This is a genomic window from Nocardia sp. NPDC004340 (assembly GCF_053602575.1).
The window spans coordinates 847912-869300 of sequence record NZ_JBSGDW010000003.1; the positions used below are offsets into that span (position 1 = coordinate 847912).

The following is a 21389-nucleotide window of genomic DNA, read 5'->3' on the forward strand; positions in this document are numbered from 1 at the left end:
GTGGTCGAGGACGGATTCGATCCGCCCTCGACCACTCTCACGCGCCGCCTACCCGTCGACCGTGAGCACCGTGCCCGCGGCGACCGTCAGGTTGCCCTCGCGCACAGCGAATCCCAGCCCCGGTTCCAGCGGGACCGCGCGGTCCAGGGTCACCGCCAACTCGACGGTGTCGCCCGGCATGGCGCGCCCCTCCGGCAGCGTCACCTGCCCGGAGACGTCGCCCGTGCGGACGAAGAACTGCGGGCGGTAGCCGCTGGCGATGGGCGTGCGCCGGCCGCCCTGCGCGGCGGTCAGCAGCCGGACGCGCGCGGTGAACCCGGTGTGCACGGCGATGCTGCCCACCGCCGCGACCACCTGGCCGCGCGCCACCTGACCACGCTGTACACCGCGCAGCAGCAGCGCCACATTGTCGCCGGCCTCGGCCGATTCCATGGTGCGGCCGAAGGTTTCGACGCCGGTGACCACGGCCTCGATCGCGCCGCCGTAGCCCAGCACCGCGACCTTGTCGCCCATCCGGACCACGCCGCGCTCCACCGCCCCCGTCACCACGGTGCCGCGGCCGGTGATGGTGAGGACGTTCTCCACGGGCATGAGGAACGGCGCGTCGAGGTAGCGCTCCGGCATGGGCACGTACTCGTCGACGGCGTCGAGCAGCCGCACCAGCTGGTCGGACCAGTGCGGGTCGCCCTCCAGCGCCCGCAGCCCGGATACCGGCACCACGGGTACGCCGTCGCCGTCGTAGCCGTTGGCGGACAACAGCTCTCGCACCTCCAGCTCGATCAGCTCCAGCAGCTCGCCGTCGGCGACGTCGGACTTGTTGAGCGCGACGACGATGTGCTCGACGCCCACCTGCCGCGCCAGCAGCACATGCTCGGCGGTCTGCGGCATCACGCCGTCGTCCGCCGACACCACCAGGATGGCCCCGTCGAGCTGGGCCGCGCCGGTGATCATGTTCTTCACGAAGTCGGCGTGCCCCGGCATGTCCACGTGCGCGTAATGCCGTGTCGCCGTCTCGTATTCGACGTGGGCGATATTGATGGTGATGCCGCGCTCGATCTCTTCCGGCGCCCGGTCGATGCGGTCGAAGGGCACGAAGGCGGTGCCGCCGCGCTCCGCCAGCACCTTGGTGATGGCGGCGGTCAGCGTGGTCTTGCCGTGGTCGACGTGACCCATGGTGCCGATGTTCAGGTGCGGCTTGGTGCGGACATAGGCCTGCTTGGCCATGATGAATTCTCCATCCGGGATGTTCGAGGGGACCTCAGCAGCGAGCCGACCTTCCCCGTCTGAGGTCCCGGGACGTCCCGGAGAAGGTCAGCGTCGTGCGCCGTCGAATGCGGATGCCACCAGGGCAGCAGCCATCGCACCCGCGACTGCGGGGTATGCGGCGATGGACTGCGGGAACATGCGAGACATGCTGCCCGGCGGAAGCTGTCTCGCGCCAGTTATTTTCGTACCGGACCGAAGCGGCTGACGGCTACGAAGACCGCCGCGACCAGGATCATCACGGCCGAAACCAGCAGTGCCACATCCAGTCCGTGATGGAAGGCGACCGTCGCCGTCTGCAGAACCTCGTTCACGTGCGGGGCGTATTTCAGCGCTGTGGCCAGGTCGACGCCTGCGGGGATGCGCCCACGTTCCACCGCGTCGATGGCGATCGGCTGCAGGTTGTCCGGCAGCCCCAGCTCGGTCATACGAGCGCGGAGGTCGGCGGTGAGGAACCCGTTGACCAGTGACCCGAGTACCGCGACCCCCACGGCCGCGCCTACCTGCCGCATGGTGTTGGTGGCCGCAGCAGCCATCCCCGAATGCTCGGCGGGAACCCCGGTCAACACAGCCGAGGTCAACGGCACCACCGCGATCCCGAACCCGAGCCCGGCCACCGCCAGCGTGATCGCGAGCGGCGTGAATTCGACCGTGCCGTCCAGCGAATGCCGGGTCAGCAGAATCCCGCCCGCCCCCAGCACGCACCCCACGATCATCGGCATCCGCGCCCCGCTGCGCGCCACCCAGAACCCCGCCGCCAGCGACCCCGCCACGATGGCGACCGCCATCGGCGCGAACACCGCCGCCGTGCGCCCGGCCGAATAGTGGATCATCACCTGCAGATAGAGCGCGGTGAAGAAGAAGATCGAGAAGACCCCGAAGTACACCGCGAACGCGACCACCAGCGCACTACGCACCGGCGGCAGCCGCAGATACCGGAAATCGAAGACCGGGTTGCGGACTCGTGTCTCGACGATCAGGAACGCCACGAACGCGACCGCCCCCACCACGAACAGCGCGATGACCGACGGCGCGTCATACCCTTGGCTCTCCCCCGTGATCGCCGCGAAGATCACCGCGCTCAGGAAGATCGCGCCGAGCAGCGATCCGAGCCAATCCATCTGCCCCGGTTGCGGATCCGCGCTCTCGGGCACGTACCGCAGCGCGGCCGCCAGCACCACGACCCCGATGATCAGGTTGAACCAGAAGATCGACCGCCACCCCCACGCCCCGACGAGCGCCCCGCCGAGCACCGGCCCCGCGGCCAGCGCCAGCCCGGACACCGCCGCCCACACTCCCAGCGCCTTCGCGCGGATTCGGGCGTCGGGGAACACCTGCCGCAGCACCGACAACGTGCCCGGCTCGGACGCGGCCGCCCCCACGCCCATGACCGCCCGCCCGAGAATCAGCACCGGCACGCTCGTGGCGAGCGCCGAAATCACCGATCCCGCACCGAAGATCACCAGGCCGATCACCATCACCCGTTTGCGGCCCCACCGGTCGCCGAGTGATCCGGCGGCGAGCATCAGGCTCGCGAACACCAGCGTGTAGGCGTTGACGACCCATTGCAGCAGCTGGACATCGGTGCTCAGATCCGAGCGGATGTCGGCCAGCGCCACGCTGACGACGGTCGTGTCGAGGAAGGTCACGAACAGGACCGCGGTGACCGTGGCCAACGCGATTCCGGGCCGCGCCGCACCGCGCGACGTGTCACCGATTGCCACCTCCCCAGATTACGGGGCACCGATAGGGGCCGTCCGGTTTCGATCGGCGTGGCGGACGACCGCGCGATATCGGTTCGGCGACAGTCGATCACTCGGTGGTGGCCACGAGTGCTAGCGGCCGCGCTGCTGGTCGACCATCGGGTCACCGGTCACCGCGGGCGTGCCGACGCCGCCGGGACCGGTGGACGTGTGCCCTGCCTCGCAGGCGGCCATGCCCAGCGACAGGGCGCAGACGGCGATGACGGCGGCGGACTTCAACCGCATGGGATGCCTCCAGGGATTCGGGGGCGTCCGGTTCGTCGCCCACGATCAGAGTCGGTCCGGCGGCTTGGAACCGGCCAATGGCCCACCAATCGGCCCGGTGGCGCGCAGGATGTAGGCGGTCTGCGGCGGCGGGCCCGGTTCCGGAGCGACGAAAGGTGAGGATCGGTGCAGGACAGGCGGCTGATCGACGGCGGCTCGGCCCCTCTAGACTGCCGAACGGGGAGGTCGGTTTGCTGAGGTTCTCGGTACTGGGCGAGGTCCGCGCATGGCGCGGGGACACGCCCCTGGATCTGGGCCCGCCACAACGGCGGGCGGTGCTCGCCGCACTGTTGCTGCGCGAGGGCAAGGCGGTCACGGCCGCCGAACTCGTCGAGGGCATCTGGGGCGAGGACCCGGTGCTGCGCGCCGTCCCCGCGCTGCGCACCCACGTCGCCAAACTCCGCCGCGAACTCGAACCCGACCGCGCCAATCGCGGACCCTCCAGCCTGCTGGTCTCCGTCGGCGACGGCTACGTGCTGCGACTACCGCCCGGCCGCACCGACATTCACGACGTCGCGGGCCAGGTCGCGGCCGCCGAACGACTGCGGCACGAGGACCCCGACAGCGCCCGCGGCACCCTCGATTCGGCGCTGTCCCGCTGGCAGGGCGCGGCTCTCGGCGGTCTGCCCGGCCCGTACGCCGAACGCCAGCGCGCCCGGCTCGAGCAGTGGCGGCTGTCCATCCTCGAGGACCGGCTCGCCCTCGACATCGAAACCGGCCGCAGCGCCGAGGCGGTCGCCGAACTGGGCCCGCTCATCGAGGAGCATCCGCTGCGGGAACGCTTCCGCGCGCTGCTCATGACCGCGCTCTACCACTGCGGCCGACAGGCCGAGGCGCTCGACGAATACGGCCGCGCCCGCCGCGCTTTGGTCGACGGCGTCGGTGTGGAGCCCGGCCCGGAACTGAGCGAGGTGCACGCCCGCATCCTGCGCGCCGACCTGCCGAGCGTGGCGCGCCCGGCCCCCGCCCGGCTCGCCCCGGCCCAATTGCCGCCCGACATCGCCGATTTCACCGGTCGTTCCCGGGTGGCCGAGCAGATCGCGGCCCAGCTCACCGGCGGCGGGCCGGCGGTGGCCATCTCCGCGGTCGGCGGCATGGGCGGGGTCGGCAAGACCACCCTGGCCCTGCACGTCGCCCACCAGGTGCGCGACCGATTCCCCGACGGCCAGCTGTATGTGAACCTGCGCGGCGTGGACCCCGACCCGCTGCCCACCGGCGACGCCCTGGGCGGATTCCTGCGCGGCCTCGGGGTCGCCGAGGGCGATATCCCGCCCGCCGTCGACGATCGGGCCGCGCACCTGCGAACCCTGTTGAGCGACAAGCGGATTCTCATGGTCCTCGACAATGCCCGCGACGTCGCCCAGGTGTCGCCGCTGCTGCCCGGCACGCCCGGCACCGCGGTCCTGATCACCAGCCGCTCCGCGCTCACCGAGCTGCCCGCGGTCCGCCGCACCCGCCTCGACGTCCTCGAACCCGTCGAGGCCATGACCCTGCTGACCCGCATCCTCGGCGCCGAACGCGTTGCCGCCGAACAGGACGCGGCGTTCGCGGTGATCGAGCAGTGCGCGTGCCTGCCACTGGCGGTGCGGATCGTCGGCGCGCGGCTCGCGGTGCGGCCGCAGTGGACCATCGCCTCCCTGGTCGCGCGGCTGGCCGACGAGAACCAGCGGCTGGAGGTGCTCCAGACCGGCGACCTCACCCTGGAGGCCGCCTTCCGGCTCGGCTACGGCCAGCTGAACACCGAGCAGGCCAGAGCTTTCCGCACCCTCGCGCGCGCTGATGTACCCGACTTCCCGGTAGATGGTGCCGCCGCGCTGCTCGGTGTCCCGGTGCCCCAGGCCGAGCTGGTGTGCGAATCCCTGGTCGATCTGAGCCTGCTGGAGACTCCCGCGCCCGGCCGCTACCGCTTCCACGACCTGCTGCGACTGTTCGCCGCACGCCTGGCGGGCAGCCACGACGCCGGTGAGGGCGAGGCCGAGATCGTGGCCCGCCTGCTGGACTACTACCTGGCCAGCACCAAGAACCTGCTCGGCGCACTGGATTACAGCAACACCACCCTGCTGCTGGTGCCCACCACCGTCCCGGGCCACACCTTCGCCGGCGGCGCGGAAGGCCAGTCCTGGAACGATATCGAGCGCCCGGTGATCATCGCCCTGTACCGGCAGGCGGCCCGGCTGGGCGGCCGGGCGGTGGCGCTGGCCGCGGATCTGGCCTGGGTGATGGCCGAGCTGATGGACACCGGCAGCCGCGCCCGCGAACTCGCCGACGGCCTGAAAGCCCTGCTGGACACCGCGGTCCGGGACGACGACCACGCCAGCTCCCGGCGGCTGCGGGTGGCGCTGGGCGCCATGATGCAGATCGGGCTCGGCGAGGTCGAGGCCAGTCTCGAATTCCTGCAACCCATCTCGCAGCCCGCCGACGACGCCGAGCGGCGGTTGCAGGTGCTGGCCGAGATCCTGCTCGGGGTGGCGGATCGGCGCGTCGGCAATACCAAGGACTCGCACCGGCACTACGCCAATGCCATCGCCTGGACCCGGGCGCTCGACGACCGCTCGCTGGAAGCCTGGATCCTGGCGCTGGCCACCCGCACCCTGTGCGAATCCGGGCAGTACGCCGAGGCGGTGGCGGTGGCCGAGCGGGCCATCGCGCTGGCCCAGGAGTCGTCCAACGCGGTCGCACTGGGCTGGGCCACCCACGAATTGGCGGCCACCCGTTCCATGCTCGGCGACCACGAGCTCGCGCTCGAGCTGGCGGCCGACGCGGTGCACATGACCCACCGCAACGGCGTGCGCCTGTGGGAGGGCTGGGCGCGGACCCGGCTGGCCCAGATCCACCTGCGCGCCGGGCACGACGCCGCCGCGGAATCCGAGGCGACCCAGGCCCTGCGACTGCTGAGCAAGGCGGCCGACCCCCTCGACCGGGCCCGCGCCCTGTTCCTGCGCGCCACCGCCCGCACCGGCGACGCCGAGGTCGCCGCCCGTGAGCACGCCGACGCCGCCGAGATCTTCCGCCGCGCCGGACTGCCCGCCCCGACCCCCGCGACCCTGTTCTCACCAGGGCCCGACCCCTCATAGAGAACGTTTATTCGCTTTTTATCGGCCCGTGGGAACCTGCATCCACGCGGGCGCCCCGGAGCTGCAACCTCCGGGGTTCCCGCGCGCGATGAGGTCATGTCCGCGTGCGTCACGAGGGGTGCGCATTCGGTTCATGCGGGTCGGACGGCCGTCGCCCACCGCGGCGACGGCTCCACCGCATCACCCGCGATCACACCGGGACATCCAGGGCCAGACCGAGGCCGCGCAGGTGCGCGGTGGCCGTCCCCGATTCGAACTCGGCTCGTTTGGCGGCCGTGAAATAGCGCTGCATCGGATAGTCGAGGTAGATGCCGGTGCTGGCGTGCACATGGACGGCGGTGTGCGCGACGCGGTGACCCGCCTCGGACGCCCAGAACTTCGCCACGTCGATCTCGGATTCCGCTGCCAGGCCGTGCGATTCCCGCCAGGCGGCCTGCCACAGGGTCAGGCGGACGGCCTCGACATCGATGTAGGCGTCGGCCAGGCGCTGACGCACCGCCTGGAACGCGCCGATCGGCTTGTCGAATTGCTGTCTGGTGCGGGCGTATTCGGCCGTCATCTCCAGCGCCCGTTCGAGGACGCCCAACTGGTGGGCGCAGACAGCCAGGGCCGCGCGGCGACGGGCCCACGCGGGCGCTTCGGGCGCTGAGATCGCGTCGGCCCGCGGGATCAGGACGGCATCCAGTTCCAGCAGGGCCGCGTCGGTGCCGTTGACCGCGTGCTGCCGGGTGACCGTGACGCCCTCGGCCTCCCGATCCACCAGGAGCAGAACCGAGTCCGCCCCGCTTCGAGCCTCGATCAGGTAGCCGTCGGCGAAGGCTCCCGCCGCGACCACCGAGTGGGAACCCCGCACCCGCCAGCCCTTCTCGCCGCGCTCGGCCTCGAACGACGCGACGTCCCGGGCGAGTGCGGGCGCGAGCGTGCTCTCACCCCGCAATATCGGCCGCAGCCGGCGCCGCACCTGCGAGTGGTCGCCGAATTCGGCCAGCGCCGCCGCGACCACGGCGATGCTCGTGGCATACGGTGCGGGCGCGACGGTCCGGCCGATCTCGATCAGCACGCTGCACTGTTCGAGCAGCCCGTACCCGCCGCCGCCCGCCTTCTCGGGCAGCGCCGCGTCCAGCAGTCCCGCGCCGGCCATGGCGCCCCACAGCTCCGCGTCGAACCCGGTGTCATCGGGGCGGGGATGCCGTCCGGCCCAGTCGGTGAGCAGTTCGCGGGCCAGTCCCGACAGGTCCCGCTGCGCCTCGGTGTATTCGAAATCCATTGTCCTGCTCCTGTGTTCGGCTCAGCGGGTGACGGGCAGCCCGAGGGCGTTCTTGGCGATGATGTCGCGCTGCACCTCGTTGATCCCGCCGCCGAAGGTCAGGATGAGCGCGGTGCGATGGAACCGTTCGAGTCGTCCGAGCAGCAGTGCGCCCGGGGAATCCGCGCGCACCACGGCCGCGGCCCCGAGCACCTCCATGAGCAGGCGGTAGCCCTCGATGGCGAATTCGGTGCCGAACACCTTGGTGGCCGAGGCGTCCGCCGGACCGAGCTCGCCGCGATCGGCGGCCCACGCGGTCCGCCAGTTCCGCAGCTTCAGGTACTCGGTATGGGCGTGCACGCGGGCCAGGTGCAGACACACCCATTCGGCGTCCATGACCCGGGTCCCGTCCGGCAGCGTGGTGGCGCGCGCCCACGCGACGACCTGCCGCAGCGACTCCTCCAGCGGTGCGGCCGAGGCCAGCGCCACCCGTTCGTGATTGAGCTGATTGGTGATCAGCGCCCAGCCCCGGTTCTCCCCGTGCACCAGGTTCGCCGCGGGCACCCGCACATCGGAGTAGTAGGTGGCGCTGGTGCCGACACCGGCCATGGTGTGCACCTTCGTCCACGAGAACCCCGGCGCGGTGGTCGGAACGATGAAGATCGACAGCCCGGCGTGCTTGCCCGCCGCCGGGTCGGTGCGCGCGGCCAGCCAGATGTAGTCGGCGTATTCGATGAGGCTGGTCCACATCTTCTCGCCGTTGACCACCCACTCGTCGCCGTCACGCACCGCGCGGGTGCGCAGCGAGGCCAGGTCGGTGCCCGCGTTCGGCTCCGAATAGCCGATGGAGAAATGCAGGTCGCCCCGCGCGATCCGCGGCAGGAAGTAGGCCTTCTGTTCCTCGGTGCCGTAGCGCATGATGGTCGGCCCGACGGTGTTCACGGTCAGGTACGGCAGCGGCACGCCGGCGGCCGCGGCCTCGTCCAGGAAGATGAGCTGGTCGAGCATCGAACGTCCTTGTCCGCCATGCTCTTCCGGCCACCCCAGCACCAGCCAGCCGTCCGCGCCCAGCCGGCGCACCACCTCCTTGTAGACGGTTCCGTCGCCGTGCTCCCCGCCCGGCCCCGACCGCAGCGCCGCCCGCACGTCGGGGGTGGCGAGGTCGGCGAAATACTCGCGCAGCCGCTTGCGCAGGCGGTGCTGTTCTTCGCTCAAACTGATGTGCATAAATGGAAGGTAGGAATCGGCCGGGCCGGATCCGCCCCGCTGGCAGGAAGCTGCCAGATTCCAGGGAAGCCCCCGGTCACCTGCCAGGATCGGGGAAGTGATGCAGCGACAGCCGACCGGCGTGACCGGGCAGCCAGCCACCGGGATCGTCCGGTTCAGCCAGGACGGGCACTGGGACCAGGACGTCCACCACCTGCTCCGCTGCGCCCGGCGCGAGGCGGTGGTGGCGGTCTCGAACCCCACCCACTCCACCGATCATCTCCGCCTGGGTCAGGTGGTCGTCGACGACCTGCTGGCCGCGGGCAAGGAGGTCCGGCTCCTCTACTCCCCCGACTATCTGGAGATCCGCGACCACCAACCGCTGCTGCGCCAATCCTCGCTCGGCGCGCAGATCCGCGTCACCGACAACGACTTCCACAACGTCCTGATCCTCGACCGCACCGTCGCGGTGCTGTGGAGCGGCGCCGGAGCCGACCACCCCTACGCCTACCTGGTCCGCGAACCGGCCCTGCTCCGTGCCCTGCACCAATTCGCCCTGCTCAGCTGGCAATCCGGCCACGGCCTCGCCGGCCGCGTCCACACCGACCCCATCGACCTGAGCCCCACCGCCCGAAGGGTCCTCAACACCCTCAACCTGGGCCTGATCGACGAGACCGCCGCCCGCCGCCTCGATATGTCCCTGCGCACCTACCGCCGCCACATCGCCGACCTCATGATCCGCCTCGACGTGCGCAGTCGCTTCCAGATCGGGGCGCGCGCAGCGCAACTCGGCCTGCTCGACGAACCCCGGGAGTAGTCGCCACACCGGCGAGTACCCCCATCGGTGGCAGCGCCACGCCGCGCACCTCTGCCGGTGGTGGCACCCCCGGGCACGGCACTTGACTGGGGCTTCTCCGCAGGTTGTCCTGGGGCACTGGGTCATTCGATATTGCTTGGCATGAACGTGGTGGCGGCGCTCAAGCTCAATATGACCAATGTCGACGACCCTCGGGCCGGGAATCACGAGCGGTATCGGGCCGCGCTCGAGATGGCCGAGTACGCCGAGCGGGTCGGGTTCGCGGTGGTGAATGTCGAGGAGCATCACGGGTCGGGCACCGGGTGGTTGCCCGCCCCGCTGCTGATGGCGGCGGCGGTGGCGGCTCGCACCGAGCGGATCCGGATCAGCATCGGGGCGTTGATCGTGCCGCTGTACGACCCGGTGCGGCTGGCCGAGGATCTGGCGGTGCTCGACAATCTCGCGGGCGGGCGGCTGACCATTCTCGCCGCGATCGGGTATCGACCGGCCGAATACGCCTCGCTCGGAAGGGATTTCACGCGCCGCGGCAAGCTCATGGACGAGGCGCTGGAGATCATGCTCGCGGCCTGGCGCGACGAGCCTGTCCACCGAGGCGGGCAGTCCTTCGATGTCACGCCCAAGCCGTTCAGCAAGCCGCATCCGCATCTGCTCATCGCCGGAATGAGCCCGGCGACCGCCCGGCGGGCCGCGCGCTTCGGGCTCGGACTGGCGCTGCCCTTGCCCGCACCGGAGGTCGAAGAGCTCTACGAGCGGGAGCTGATCCGCTGCGGCACAAGCGGTTACATCCACAAGCCCGAGCCCGACAGCCGCCACACCCTGCTACACAAGGACCCGGATCGGGCCTGGCACGACTTCGCCCCGCACATTCTCACCGAGATCCGCGAGTACGCGTCGTGGGGTCGCGAGGGCATTCACCGCCCGCACGACGCCGTGCCGGATTCGGTCGAGTCCCTGCGCGCCCACGGCTATCTGGAGATCCTGACCCCGGCGCAGCTGCGCGACCAGATCGCGGCCGGGCGCACCGAGATCCTGATGAACCCGCTGATCGGCGGCCTGCCGATCGAGGCGGGCTGGGACAGCCTGCGCCTGCTGGGCGAGGACGTGCTGTCCCTCACCACCGTTCGATGACCCGACAACCGGCAAGAGGAAGTTCATGACAGATCTGCGCCCCGGGCGGCTGACGGCCGCCGCCAAGAAGTTCCTGACCTGGGACGAGAATCCCGCCGTCTTCGGTGTCACCATCCCCTGCCCGGTTCCGGTCGGCATGGGCCTCGAGGACGCGCAGAAGCTGATCAACACCCTGATCGACACCCACGAATCGCTGCGCAGCCGATACAGCTACGGCGAGAACGCGTCCTGCGAGATCGAGCCCGAATCCGGCGGCGTCATCGACCCCGCCCGCGTCGACGTGCGGGCCATCGACATCGAGGACCTCGACGCCGAGGCGCTCACCACCCTCATCCAGGAGCAGTCCGCCGCCGCCAATCTGCGGCTGGACCCCACCGCCGGGAAGATCGTCACCGCGGTGCTGCTCACCCGCTCCTTCGACGTGAACATCCTGCTGTTCACCGCCCACCACATCGCCATCGACGGCATCTCCATGTGGGTGCTGTGGGAGGACATCGCCACCTACGCCCGGCAATGGGAAGCGGGCGAGGAGATCGCGCTGCCGCCGGAACCGATCACCGGATCTGAGTGGGCGGAATTCCTCGACGAGTACGCGAAGACCCGGGTCGGCGAGCGTGACTACTGGCTGGCCGCCTCGGACATCGAACCGACCACCCTGGACCGGCCCGCCACCCCCAAGTCGGCGCACTTCGACGGCGTCATCGACGGCGCGCTGGCACAGCGCCTGCTGGTCGAACTGCCCGAAGCGCTGGGGGCCAGCTACACCCGGATCCTGCTCGTCACACTGGGTTTGGCCATCGAGGACGCGACCGGCGTGGCCCGGCCCATCACCGTGCAGAAGCACGGCCGCTACAGTCGCCTGCGGCCCGGCACCGACCTGTCGCGGACGGTGGCCTGGATCTCCGACGATTACCCGTGGCTGTTGCGCCCCGCCACCGGCACCCTCGGTGACCGGCTGCACGACGCCCTCGACGGATATCCCACGCATCCCGAGGATTTCACGCTGCTGCGCTGGCATCACCCCGAAAGCTGGTCGCATTTCCTGACCTTCAACTCGCCGAAGTTCTACTTCAACTTCCTCGGTGACGTGGGCGTGTGGATTCCGGACGCGCATTCGCGGGAGCAGGCCCGGCTGAGGATGTTCGACATGAGCCTGTTCCTGGGCACCAGCAAGCCCGAAGGCGTGGAACAGGTGCACTATTCGGTGCACTCCCCCGACGGCGGCATCGGCGCGGATCGGATGCGGGCCATCGTCACCCGCTGGCTGACCATTATCGAGAGTGTGGAGGTCCGATGAGCAGGATCATTCTGGTCGGCATCGGCAGTCGCGGCGATATCGCGCCGCTGACCGGGCTGGGTGTGGGGCTGCGCGACGCGGGGCACGAGGTGGTGGTGGCCGCGCACACCCTGTTCGCGGAGCAGATCACCGGATGCGGGCTCGAGTTCCGGGAGATGACCCACGATATCGACATCGACATGACCGATCCGGATGTCAATCGACTCTCCGCGGGCTGGAAGTTCTCCTCCCCCAAGGGAGTTCGCAGTCTCGGACTGGGCATGATCCGGGCGCTGCTCGACGAGCCCGCGGATGTCCTGCTGCTGCCGCCGCCGACGGAATACGCGGGCCTGGCACTGGCCGAAGCCAAGGGCATCCCCTCGATCGGGCTGCGGTTCCAGCCGTTGTCCGCCACCGCCGAACACGCGCCGTCCGGCTACGGCGCTTACGATTTCGGCGCGCACGGCAACCGGCTGGCCGCCGATTTCGGGGCCTGGTTCAACGACCGCTTCTACGCCGGCACCGTCGCCTTCTTCCGACGCGAACTCGGGCTGCCGCCGATCTCGGTGTACGACCTGCGCCGGGCCCGGACCGCGGCGGGCTGGCCGATGCTCAACGGCTACTCCCCCAGTGTCGTACCGCGCCCGGCCGATTGGCGGGCCGGGCTGGAGGTCACCGGCTACTGGTGGCCGCCGCGCCCCGACGGCTGGGAACCCCCCGCCGAACTGACCGAATTCCTGGCCGCCGGTCCACCGCCGGTGTTCATCGGATTCGGCAGCATGGCCGACAGCAAGGAAGGCACCGCCCGCACCGGCCGGATCATCGCCGGGGCCCTGCGCCGGGCGGGGGTACGCGGCGTCGTGCAGAGCGGCTGGCTCAACCTCGACGTCAGCGGCGACGACGTGCTGACCATCGGTGAGGCCCCGCACGATTGGCTGTTCCCGCGCATGGCCGCGGTGGTTCACCACTGCGGCGCGGGCACCACCGCCGCGGGCCTGCGCGCCGGCGTCCCGGCCATCGGCGCGCCCGTCTACGCCGATCAGCCGTTCTGGGCGCAGCGCCTCATCGATCTGGGCGTGAGCCCGGCGACCATTCCGTACTCGAAGATGTCCGAGGACCGGCTCACCGACGCCCTCCGGCGCGCCACCACCGATACCGCGCTGCGCGACAACGCGACTCGGGTGGCCGCCCGGATCGCCGCCGAGGACGGGGTCGGCCAGGCCGTGAAGGCCATCGAGGCGCACCTGGGCGCGCTGCGAAAGGGGTGAGGTTGTAACTCGCCCCGCCCGGACCACCCGCCCCGCCGGGTTCAGCGGCCCGACTGTGGTTAGATAGCGCGCAGTTTCGCCTGGTAGTTGCTGTGCATCGAACCCTATTGGCTGCTATTCAGCGGTGGAGGCGGGCCTCTTGAGCGTGCTGCGCGGACATAAACTGCTCTACTCGAATCTGGCTCTGATCGTGCTACTCGCGGTCGGAGCCGGATATCTGTTGATCTCGGTGGCCCGGGTGCACAGACCGGGCAACACCTACTCGGTCACCGTGCAACTGGATCGCTCCGGCGGTTTGCAGGCCGGTAACGATGTGACCTGGCGCGGGTTCCGGGTCGGTTCGGTCCGATCGGTCGACATCATCGACGGCGGGGCCGGGATCGCGGCGACGGCGGACATCGACAGGAAATACCAGATTCCGGCCGACACCGAGATCGCGGTGGCGGCGTTGTCCGCCGCGGGCGAGCAGTACATCGATTTCCGACCGCACACCGACGCGCCGCCGTTCCTGCACGACGGGCAGGTGGTGCGGTTCGACCCGAGCAAGATCACCACCCCGACGCCGGTGTGGCAGACGCTGACCAACAGCAATGAACTCATCGCCTCGATCGATCCGGACAAAGTGGGCGTGATCCTCGATCAGCTGGATATCGCGCTCGGCGGCGGACCCGATCAGCTGCGCGGGCTCATCGAGGGCTTGAGCGTGGCCACCACCGGATTGGACAACCGACTGCCGCAGACCGTCAGCCTCTTGCAGAACCTGCAGGTCATCGCCGGAACCACCTCGCTCGCGCAGCCGGATCTGGGCACGCTGACCCGCAATTCGTCGATCCTGGTCGAACAGGCCCGCGCCGCCGACCGCGAACTGCGCGGGCTGCTCGATCGCGCGCCCGAGCAGATCGCCGTCCTGGACCGCACCCTGGACCGGAACCTGGATCCGATCCAGAGCCTGGCCACCACCATGCAGGCCATCGTGCAGGCGGCGCTGCTGCGGCTGCCCGCGGTGCGGGCACTGTTCCCGGCCCTGGTCATCGGCACCTCCGCCATGGGCGTGCCCGCGCACGACGGCGAGTTCTACACCATCGTCGACATCTGGACCCGGCCGTGGTGCCAGTACCCGGTCCCGGCGGTGGCGGCGTTCCTCGCCACCGACCGCACCTTCGGACGCTGGAACTACTGCAACAATCCGCCCGACGACCAGCAGATTCGCGGATCAGCCAACGCGCCGCGCCCGAACATTCCCAACAATGGCGCGCACCGGCCGACCGGCGTCGACCCGAAGGAACGCACTCTGCCGCCGGTCAAATGACCCCGCCGCCACACCCGGGAGCGGGGCGGATTCGGCGTGCCGTGCATTTCGGACGGGCGTGTCGGCGTGCCTGACGCGGTTTATCCCGCGAATCGCCCGCGGCACCAGTCAGAATGATCTACCGGTACCCCTTGGTCCCGTGCTTGTGTCAACGGAAGCGTCCCTTCGCCCTGGCAGGCGAGTTCGAACAGGGCGGTGGGCAAGGCTAGGAGAGGGTCGAACGCGATGAGCAGCAGAAGTTCCCTCGGTTTGGCGGCGCGATCGGCGGTCTTCGCCGGTGTGGCGGCCGCAGGACTCGCGGCGGCGCCCGCGCAGGCCGAACCATTGTGGCCCGGTGGACCGGATGTGCCCGGTATTCCGGCGATCATCCCCGGCATCGCCCCCGGCGATGTCAACGCGCCGTGTGCGACGGCCGGCGCGCGCGCCTGCCTCAAGCTCAGCACCAACGAGGCGTGGCTGATGGACAACGGCAAGGTCATCTTCGGCCCCACCCCCATCTCCCACGGCATGCCCGGTTACGAGACTCCGCCGGGCGTCTTCCACGTCGCGTTCAAGAAGCCGTTCCACTGGAGCACCATGCACAACGCCCCGATGGAGTACGCGGTCTTCTTCAACGGCGACATCGCCTTCCACATCGGACCGGTCGACAAGAAGTCGCACGGGTGTATCCGCATGACCCCGGACGGCGCGCGGGAGTTCTTCAACTACCTGAACCCCGGCGACATCGTGGAAGTGGTTCCGTAGCAACACCTTCCGGTGGCACATCGACACGGAACCTCCCGTGCCGATGTGCCACCGGTGTTTTCGGCGACGGATCAGGCGGCGCAGTTGTGGTACGCCGTGATCAGCCAGCGGTCCTCCCGCCGGACCAAGGTCCAGGTCGCGAGCACCCAGCGGTCGGCCGGAGCCTCGGTCTCACCGGCCATGAGAATGGCGGCGCGGCTGACCACCACGGCGGTGTCCGGCGCCGGGAACCGCACCTGCTGGGGTTCGTCCAGGACGCTGGAGCCGCGCAGCGGGCCCGCGAATCCGGCGGCCATGCCGTCCCACACCGCCGCGCGGCCGCTGCGGAACACGCCCGGCAGGATCGAGGTGGCGTCGGGGTCGTAGTCGGCGACGAAGGCGTCGGCGTCATTGGCGGCCCAGGCGACGTAGAGGTCCTTCAGGACGGTCAGGACGGCGTCGCGGTCGGTGGTCTCGCGGACGGCGGTGTCGTTCATGGTTACTCCTCGGTCGACGGCCGCCCGGTATGGCGGCTCACGAGTACCTACCGGCGAGGTGTGCCCGATTCATCGCTCGCGGTGTAGAAAGTTCCGCAGGGCCCTGTTTCGACCGGTGGGGGCCGGGTTTCGAGGAGTGAGAGCATGGCGGACACCGACTTCGCGGCGCGCACCGACCGATATCGGCGCGAATTGCTGGCCCATTGCTACCGCATGCTCGGGTCGGTGCAGGACGCCGAGGATCTGGTGCAGGAAACCTATCTGCGGGCCTGGCGCTCCCGCGACAGCTACGACGAGACCCGGGCCGGAATGCGGACCTGGCTGTACCGGATCGCCACCAATGCCTGCCTGACCGCGCTCGAACAGCGCGGGCGGCGGCCCATGCCGTCGGGGCTCGGGCACGCACCGGGCGACGATCCGCGCGAGGAGCTCGTGCACGGCGGGGAAATCCCTTGGCTGCAACCGATTCCGGATGTGCTGCTCGGCGATCCCTCCGACGCCGCGGTGGCGCAGGGCAGTCTGCGGCTCGCCCTGGTCGCCGCCATGCAGCAGCTGCCCGCGCGGCAGCGGGCGGTGCTGGTGCTGCGCGAGGTGCTGGACTGGCCCGCCGCGGATGTGGCACAGGCTCTCGACATGACTCCGGCGGCCGTCAACAGCGCCTTGCAGCGAGCGCGGAAGACTCTCGGCCAGAACGGTATTCGCGAGGACGAGGTGACCGAGCGGGCTGAACAGCGGGCCGTGGTGGACAACTACGTCACCGCCTTCCGCAACGCCGACCTCAGCGCCCTCGAGAAGCTGCTGTCCCATGACGTGATCATGGAGATGCCGCCCATGCTCAATTGGTACCTGGGCCGCGCGGCGTATGTCGGGTTCATGGCGCGGGTGTTCGAGTGGAAGGGCTCCGATTGGCGATTGGAGCCGGTGTGGGCCAACGGCCAGCCCGGGTTGGCGGCCTACTCCCGCGACGGCGACGGGTACGAGCGGCACACGTTGCAGGTCTTCACCGTGCGCGACGGACTCATCACCAATCTGATCGTCTACCAGCTCGACGAGATCTTCGATCTGTTCGGCATGCCGCCCCGGCTGCCCTGACCCTCAGTCGTTCTCACCGGCGGTCAGCAGACCGTGCTCGTGGGCGAAGGCGGCGGCCTCGGTCCGGCTGGCGACGCCCAGCTTGGTGAGGATCCGCGAGACGTGCACGCCGGCGGTATTGGCGCTGATGAACAGTTCCGCCGCCAGCGCGCGATTGCTCAGGCCCTTGGCGACCAGGTGCAGGACGTCCAGCTCACGCGCGGTCAGGCCGTAGCGGCCGGACATGGTGCCGCTCTTGGCTTTCGGGGCCCGCTCGGTGGATCCGTCGAGCGGAAGGCGAGCTCGCTCGGCCACCGCCGTGGCGGCCGCGGCCAGCGGGACCGCGCCCAGCGCGGCGGCGATATCGAGCGACTCCCGCAGCGCCGACACCGCCTCGACCCGATTGCATTCGGCCGCAGCCGCTTCCGCGAGACCCAGCAGCGCGATGGCCACATCGTAGGGACGTCCGACGCCGCGCCAGGCCGCGACGGCCTCCGACCAGCGGGCCGCGGTGCCCGCCAGGTGCGCCGTGAACGCGGCACGCTGGGCGGCATCGACCGGCGACGCCGTGGGCAGCGTGTCCCCCAGTGCGAGCAGTTCCGGTGGCGCTCCGGTGATTCGAGCGCCGAGCACCACCAGCGGCCACGCCTCGTGCGGATGCGCGAACAGCGTGCCGACCCCGTCGCCGCCTTCGAGTACCCGGATCAACTCCGTCGCCGCCGTGCCCTCGTCGTCTCCCACCAACGCCAGTGTGGAGTTCAATGCCGCCAGTTCGAATCGATACTGCGCCGCCCATCGACTGTCTCCCAGCAGCCGCGCGGCCGTGACGGCTCCCTCCCTAGCCGCCCCGAAATCCCCGGTGGCCAAGGAGATCCGTCCGAAGCACACCAGCAACGCCGCCCGGCTCAATGGCGGCAGTTGCTCGAGCTGCGTCTCGTCGACCACCGCCCGCGCCTCGTCCCACCGACCCAAGGCCGCCAGCGCCTGCCCCCACTTCACGAACAGAATCGGCGCCGACTCCGCGAACCGGAACGACTCGTGCGCCGCCCGCAACCCCTGCCGCACCGCCGCGATCGCCGCCTCGTACCGCCCCGCCCCCACCAGCACCGCCGACTCCCACGTGGCCACATCCACCACGATCCGCGCATCCCCCGCCAGCGCCGCCGCCCGATGCGCCTGCGCGAAATGCTCCAGCGCCCATTCGGTTTCGCTGTCCGCGCCACCACTCCGCGTGTGCTCTCCGGACCCGAAATCTGCCCAATCCTCGGTCGATTCCGCTTCCAGCGAGCCGCCGGCGGCGGCAGCGCCCGCCAGTCCCAGATGCGCGTGTGCTCGCGCGACCAGCGCGTCCGCGCCGATTCGCCGCGCGATGGCCAATGCCTCTCGCGCGTGGGCCGCCGACCCGGCCGCGTCTCCCTGGAAGACTCGCGCGGCCGCCGACTGCACCAGCGCCTCGGCTCGTTCCACGCTGTCCGGCGCGTCCGACATGAGCGCCAGCGCCCGCTCGAGGTCCGCTCCCGGCCCGGCCCCGGTCGTCGCACGCAGGTAGGCCCGTCGCCGGTACATTCGGGCCGACCGCTCGGGATCGGCACCGGCATAGTCGATTTCGCCGTTGCCGCCGGAGACGGTCACACGGTCCAGGGCTGCCGAGAGCTCGCCGACCGGGTCGTCCTGGCTCCACACCGGCAGCGTGGCGGGTGCGGCGGCGGCCGCGGGGGCCAGGAGGGCGAGGGCCGCGTCGGCGGCGGCGATGCCGCGCTCGGTGGCTCCGCAGGCGACGGCGACGTCGACGATCTGTTCCAGGACCGACAGTTTGGTGGTGGGGAGGATTTCGGTGGGGGCGGGGACTCGGTCCCAGAGGGCGAGGATTTGTTCGAGGAGGCGGAGGCGTTCGGGGTGGGTGGCGGGGACTCCGGCGATGGCGGACCAGTAGGCGCGCAGAGCGCGGTCGAGGTCTCCGGCGGCGCGGGCGTGGCGGGCGAGGTCGGCGTGGGATTCGGGGTCGAGGGCGTCGCCGCGGGCGTGCAGGGCCGCGGCGGCGCGGGTGTGCAGGCGGGTGCGCTCTATGGGGAGCAGGTGGTCGTAGATGGCCTGGCGGATGAGGCCGTGGCGGAATTCGTAGCCGGTGTCGGTGGTGAGCAGCAGATGCCGGTCGACGAGTTCGTGTAGCGCTCCGGGTAGTTCGTCCGGGGGTAGGTCGACCGTCGCGGCGAGCAGGTCGTGGTGGATCGGCGAGCCGAGGACGGCGGCGGGGGCGACCACGGCGAGCGCCTGCGCGGACAGCCCGGTCTGGAATCCCAGCAGCAGGTCGGCGAGGTCGGCCGGGAGTTCGTCGGGGCACTGGCCCAGCGCCTCGACGAACAGCGGGTTGCCGCCGCTGCGGTCGAAAACCTTGGTGATGAGCTCGCTTCCGGGTTCGCGCCCGAGCAGGGCGGCGAGCTGGCGGCCGACCTCGTGCCGGGTCAGCGGGTGCAGTTCCAGCACCCGCACGCCCGGGTTGCGGCGCAGTTCGGCGACCAGTCCGCGCAGCGGCCCCGCCTCGCCCGGCCGGTAGGTGCCCACCAGCAGGGCATTGGCGTCGGCGAGATTGGCGGCCAGGAAGGTGAGCAGTTCCCGGCTGGCGTCGTCGGCCCAGTGCAGGTCCTCGAGCACCAGCACCACCGGCCGCGCCATCGCCAATTGCTCCAGCAGCGTGAGGATTTCGCCGAACAGCCGGATCCGATCGGCCTCGGGCGCCGCGCCGCCGGTGTGGACGGCCAGCTGCGGCAGCCAGTTGGCGAGCGCCGGATGTGGCGGCAGCAGCGTCGCCACGGCCTCGCCGCCGAGTCGTTTGACGAGTCCGCGCAGCACGGTCAGGAACGGCGCGTAGGCGACACCCGCGGCGCCGAGTTCGGGACATCGGCCCAGCAGTACCAGCGCGTCGCCGCCGAGTCGTTCGGTGAACTCCGCGACCAGGCGGGACTTCCCGATCCCGGCCTCGCCCGCGATGAGCACGGTCTGCGTGCCGGCATCACCGACCGCCTCGACCACCGCGGACACCTCCGCGGCGCGACCGACCAGGACACTGCTGCCGGGGACACTCACCACGCCACGATCATGCCGCACCTTCGCATTTCGCCCAGCCGGGACACAAAATAACGAATTATCGTGATGTGGCCACCCGGTCTTTATCGGAAAACTCGATGGCATGAGCGACACCGAGAACCGCGCCATCCACCCCTTCCGCATCGACATCCCGCAGGCCGATCTCGACGACCTGCGCGACCGCCTGACCCGCACCCGCTGGATCGACGAGGTCCCCGGCACCGGCTGGGAGCGCGGCGTGCCCACCGCCTACCTGCGCGAGCTCGCCGCCTACTGGGCCGAGAAGTTCGATTGGCGCGCGGTGGAGGCCGCCCTCAACGCGCACCCGCAATTCACCACCACGATCGACGGCCAGCGCCTGCACTTCCTGCACATCCGCTCGGCCCGCCCGGACGCGACCCCGCTGCTGCTGATCCACGGCTGGCCCGGCACCCCCGCCGACTTCCTGGACCTGATCGGCCCGCTGACCGATCCGGCCGCCCACGGCGACCCCGACGCCCCGGCCTTCCACCTGGTCATCCCGACCCTGCCCGGTCACGGCTTCTCCGGCCCGCTCACCGAAACCGGTTGGCACGACGGTAAAGTCGCCGCCGCCCTGGCCGAGCTGATGGCGCGTCTCGGCTACGACCGGTACGGCGTGCAGGGCGGCGATCACGGCGCGTTCGTGGCCCCGCGTCTGGCCCGCGAGCACGCCGACCACGTGATCGGTGTGCACGTGAACGCCCTGGTCACCTTCCCGACCGGCGATCCGGCGGATATGGCCGCGCTCGGCGAGGCCGACCGGAAACGACTCGCGGGCATGAAGCGGTTCCAGGACGACGGCTCGGCGTACATGAACCTGGCCGGTTCCCGCCCGCACACGCTGGCGCAGCTGCTGGCGGATTCGCCCGTGGGACAGCTGGGCTGGATCGTGGAGAAGTACCAGGAGTGGACCGACGAACGTCACGAGCTGCCCGAGCAGGCCATCGACCGCGACCGGATCCTGACCACCGTGGCCGTCTACTGGCTCACCGACACCGCGCGCAGCGTCGCCGACTACTACTTCGAGCGCTTCCACGACCACACCATGTTCATGCCCAAGCCGAGGGGCACGGTGCCGACCGGCGTCGCGGTGTTCGCCAACGGCGACTACGCGATTCGGCGCTTCGCGGAGCAGGCCCACCATGTCGTGCACTGGTCGGAGTTCTACTCCGGCGGCCACTTCCCCGCACTCGAGGTGCCCGACCTGCTCGCGGGGGACATCCGAGCCTTCTTCGCGGGCCTGACCAGCTGATCCGGTAGCGGCGAGACACCTACGGCCACACCGCCGCCGCGATGACCGCACTGTCGCCCCAACGCGCAGTGCGGTATTCGCCGTTGTGAGGACCGGTCACGCATATTGCCGCGAAACGTGACCCCGG

16 protein-coding genes are annotated in these 21389 nt (G+C 70.5%); 9 read left to right on the top strand and 7 right to left on the bottom strand.

Annotation, left to right across the window (positions count from 1 at the left end; translation table 11 throughout):
* Window positions 1-48 precede the first annotated feature (48 nt).
* The 3 genes from tuf to ACWEOI_RS16050 form a co-directional block, all read right to left on the bottom strand.
* On the bottom strand, window positions 49-1224 hold the full coding sequence (tuf, locus tag ACWEOI_RS16040) for an elongation factor Tu (RefSeq protein ID WP_357084438.1): 1176 nt from the start codon (window positions 1222-1224) through the stop codon (window positions 49-51).
* A gap of 218 nt (window positions 1225-1442) precedes the next feature.
* Complete coding sequence (locus ACWEOI_RS16045; protein ID WP_452360051.1) at window positions 1443-2987, bottom strand: MFS transporter; 1545 nt, start codon at window positions 2985-2987, stop codon at window positions 1443-1445.
* A 111-nt stretch (window positions 2988-3098) separates the two neighbouring features.
* Window positions 3099-3251 carry a hypothetical protein gene (locus ACWEOI_RS16050; protein ID WP_433666409.1) on the bottom strand — a complete coding sequence of 51 codons (153 nt, stop codon included), beginning with the start codon at window positions 3249-3251 and terminating at the stop codon, window positions 3099-3101.
* A gap of 230 nt (window positions 3252-3481) precedes the next feature.
* On the opposite strand from ACWEOI_RS16050, the gene ACWEOI_RS16055 reads away from it, so the two are divergent.
* Complete coding sequence (locus ACWEOI_RS16055) at window positions 3482-6364, top strand: BTAD domain-containing putative transcriptional regulator (protein ID WP_452360052.1); 2883 nt, start codon at window positions 3482-3484, stop codon at window positions 6362-6364.
* Window positions 6365-6554: 190 nt separating this feature from the next.
* Here ACWEOI_RS16055 and ACWEOI_RS16060 read toward each other — a convergent pair whose 3' ends face one another.
* Both ACWEOI_RS16060 and ACWEOI_RS16065 read right to left on the bottom strand, forming a co-directional pair.
* Complete coding sequence (locus tag ACWEOI_RS16060; protein ID WP_452360053.1) at window positions 6555-7631, bottom strand: acyl-CoA dehydrogenase family protein; 1077 nt, start codon at window positions 7629-7631, stop codon at window positions 6555-6557.
* A gap of 21 nt (window positions 7632-7652) precedes the next feature.
* The gene (locus ACWEOI_RS16065; RefSeq protein ID WP_452360054.1) at window positions 7653-8837 is read right to left on the bottom strand and encodes an acyl-CoA dehydrogenase family protein; all 1185 of its coding nucleotides are present in this window, start codon (window positions 8835-8837) and stop codon (window positions 7653-7655) included.
* Window positions 8838-8937: 100 nt separating this feature from the next.
* Here ACWEOI_RS16065 and ACWEOI_RS16070 point away from each other — a divergent pair, with 100 nt between their 5' ends.
* The 6 genes from ACWEOI_RS16070 (at window position 8938) to ACWEOI_RS16095 (ending at window position 15358) form a co-directional block, all read left to right on the top strand.
* Entirely contained in the window at window positions 8938-9633 is a 696-nt protein-coding gene (locus tag ACWEOI_RS16070; protein WP_452360055.1) for a hypothetical protein, read from the top strand.
* A gap of 141 nt (window positions 9634-9774) precedes the next feature.
* Window positions 9775-10761 (top strand): LLM class flavin-dependent oxidoreductase, encoded by a 987-nt coding sequence (locus tag ACWEOI_RS16075; protein WP_452360056.1) that lies wholly within the window; start codon window positions 9775-9777, stop codon window positions 10759-10761.
* A 25-nt stretch (window positions 10762-10786) separates the two neighbouring features.
* Window positions 10787-12058: a condensation domain-containing protein gene (locus ACWEOI_RS16080; protein ID WP_452360057.1), complete on the top strand. Its 1272-nt coding sequence runs from the start codon at window positions 10787-10789 to the stop codon at window positions 12056-12058.
* Entirely contained in the window at window positions 12055-13305 is a 1251-nt protein-coding gene (locus ACWEOI_RS16085) for a glycosyltransferase (RefSeq protein ID WP_452360058.1), read from the top strand. The genes ACWEOI_RS16080 and ACWEOI_RS16085 overlap by 4 nt, the downstream gene beginning before the upstream one ends.
* A gap of 124 nt (window positions 13306-13429) precedes the next feature.
* Complete coding sequence (locus ACWEOI_RS16090) at window positions 13430-14614, top strand: MlaD family protein (protein WP_452360059.1); 1185 nt, start codon at window positions 13430-13432, stop codon at window positions 14612-14614.
* A 225-nt stretch (window positions 14615-14839) separates the two neighbouring features.
* Window positions 14840-15358, top strand: coding sequence for a L,D-transpeptidase (locus tag ACWEOI_RS16095; RefSeq protein ID WP_357084405.1), 519 nt, complete (start codon window positions 14840-14842; stop codon window positions 15356-15358).
* A 71-nt stretch (window positions 15359-15429) separates the two neighbouring features.
* On the opposite strand, the gene ACWEOI_RS16100 is transcribed toward ACWEOI_RS16095, so the two are convergent.
* Window positions 15430-15834 (bottom strand): SgcJ/EcaC family oxidoreductase, encoded by a 405-nt coding sequence (locus ACWEOI_RS16100; protein ID WP_452360060.1) that lies wholly within the window; start codon window positions 15832-15834, stop codon window positions 15430-15432.
* Between the two features lie 144 nt (window positions 15835-15978).
* Between ACWEOI_RS16100 and ACWEOI_RS16105 the strand changes: the two genes are divergently transcribed.
* A complete protein-coding gene (locus ACWEOI_RS16105; protein ID WP_452360061.1) occupies window positions 15979-16926 on the top strand; it encodes a sigma-70 family RNA polymerase sigma factor in 948 nt (315 codons plus the stop codon).
* A gap of 3 nt (window positions 16927-16929) precedes the next feature.
* Here ACWEOI_RS16105 and ACWEOI_RS16110 read toward each other — a convergent pair whose 3' ends face one another.
* Entirely contained in the window at window positions 16930-19992 is a 3063-nt protein-coding gene (locus tag ACWEOI_RS16110) for a helix-turn-helix transcriptional regulator (RefSeq protein ID WP_452360062.1), read from the bottom strand.
* A gap of 100 nt (window positions 19993-20092) precedes the next feature.
* Here ACWEOI_RS16110 and ACWEOI_RS16115 point away from each other — a divergent pair, with 100 nt between their 5' ends.
* A complete protein-coding gene (locus ACWEOI_RS16115) occupies window positions 20093-21262 on the top strand; it encodes an epoxide hydrolase family protein (protein WP_452360063.1) in 1170 nt (389 codons plus the stop codon).
* Window positions 21263-21389 lie beyond the last annotated feature (127 nt).

What these genes read in the sequence shown, in the direction of transcription:
- ACWEOI_RS16050 (WP_433666409.1), bottom strand. Translation starts at nt 3,251, where the DNA reads ATGCGGTTGAAGTCCGCCGCCGTCATCGCCGTCTGCGCCCTGTCGCTG.
- ACWEOI_RS16060 (WP_452360053.1), bottom strand. Translation starts at nt 7,631, where the DNA reads ATGGATTTCGAATACACCGAGGCGCAGCGGGACCTGTCGGGACTGGCC.
- ACWEOI_RS16075 (WP_452360056.1), top strand. Translation starts at nt 9,775, where the DNA reads ATGAACGTGGTGGCGGCGCTCAAGCTCAATATGACCAATGTCGACGAC.
- ACWEOI_RS16105 (WP_452360061.1), top strand. Translation starts at nt 15,979, where the DNA reads ATGGCGGACACCGACTTCGCGGCGCGCACCGACCGATATCGGCGCGAA.
- ACWEOI_RS16065 (WP_452360054.1), bottom strand. Translation starts at nt 8,837, where the DNA reads ATGCACATCAGTTTGAGCGAAGAACAGCACCGCCTGCGCAAGCGGCTG.
- ACWEOI_RS16115 (WP_452360063.1), top strand. Translation starts at nt 20,093, where the DNA reads ATGAGCGACACCGAGAACCGCGCCATCCACCCCTTCCGCATCGACATC.
- ACWEOI_RS16100 (WP_452360060.1), bottom strand. Translation starts at nt 15,834, where the DNA reads ATGAACGACACCGCCGTCCGCGAGACCACCGACCGCGACGCCGTCCTG.
- ACWEOI_RS16080 (WP_452360057.1), top strand. Translation starts at nt 10,787, where the DNA reads ATGACAGATCTGCGCCCCGGGCGGCTGACGGCCGCCGCCAAGAAGTTC.
- ACWEOI_RS16095 (WP_357084405.1), top strand. Translation starts at nt 14,840, where the DNA reads ATGAGCAGCAGAAGTTCCCTCGGTTTGGCGGCGCGATCGGCGGTCTTC.
- tuf (WP_357084438.1), bottom strand. Translation starts at nt 1,224, where the DNA reads ATGGCCAAGCAGGCCTATGTCCGCACCAAGCCGCACCTGAACATCGGC.
- ACWEOI_RS16070 (WP_452360055.1), top strand. Translation starts at nt 8,938, where the DNA reads ATGCAGCGACAGCCGACCGGCGTGACCGGGCAGCCAGCCACCGGGATC.
- ACWEOI_RS16085 (WP_452360058.1), top strand. Translation starts at nt 12,055, where the DNA reads ATGAGCAGGATCATTCTGGTCGGCATCGGCAGTCGCGGCGATATCGCG.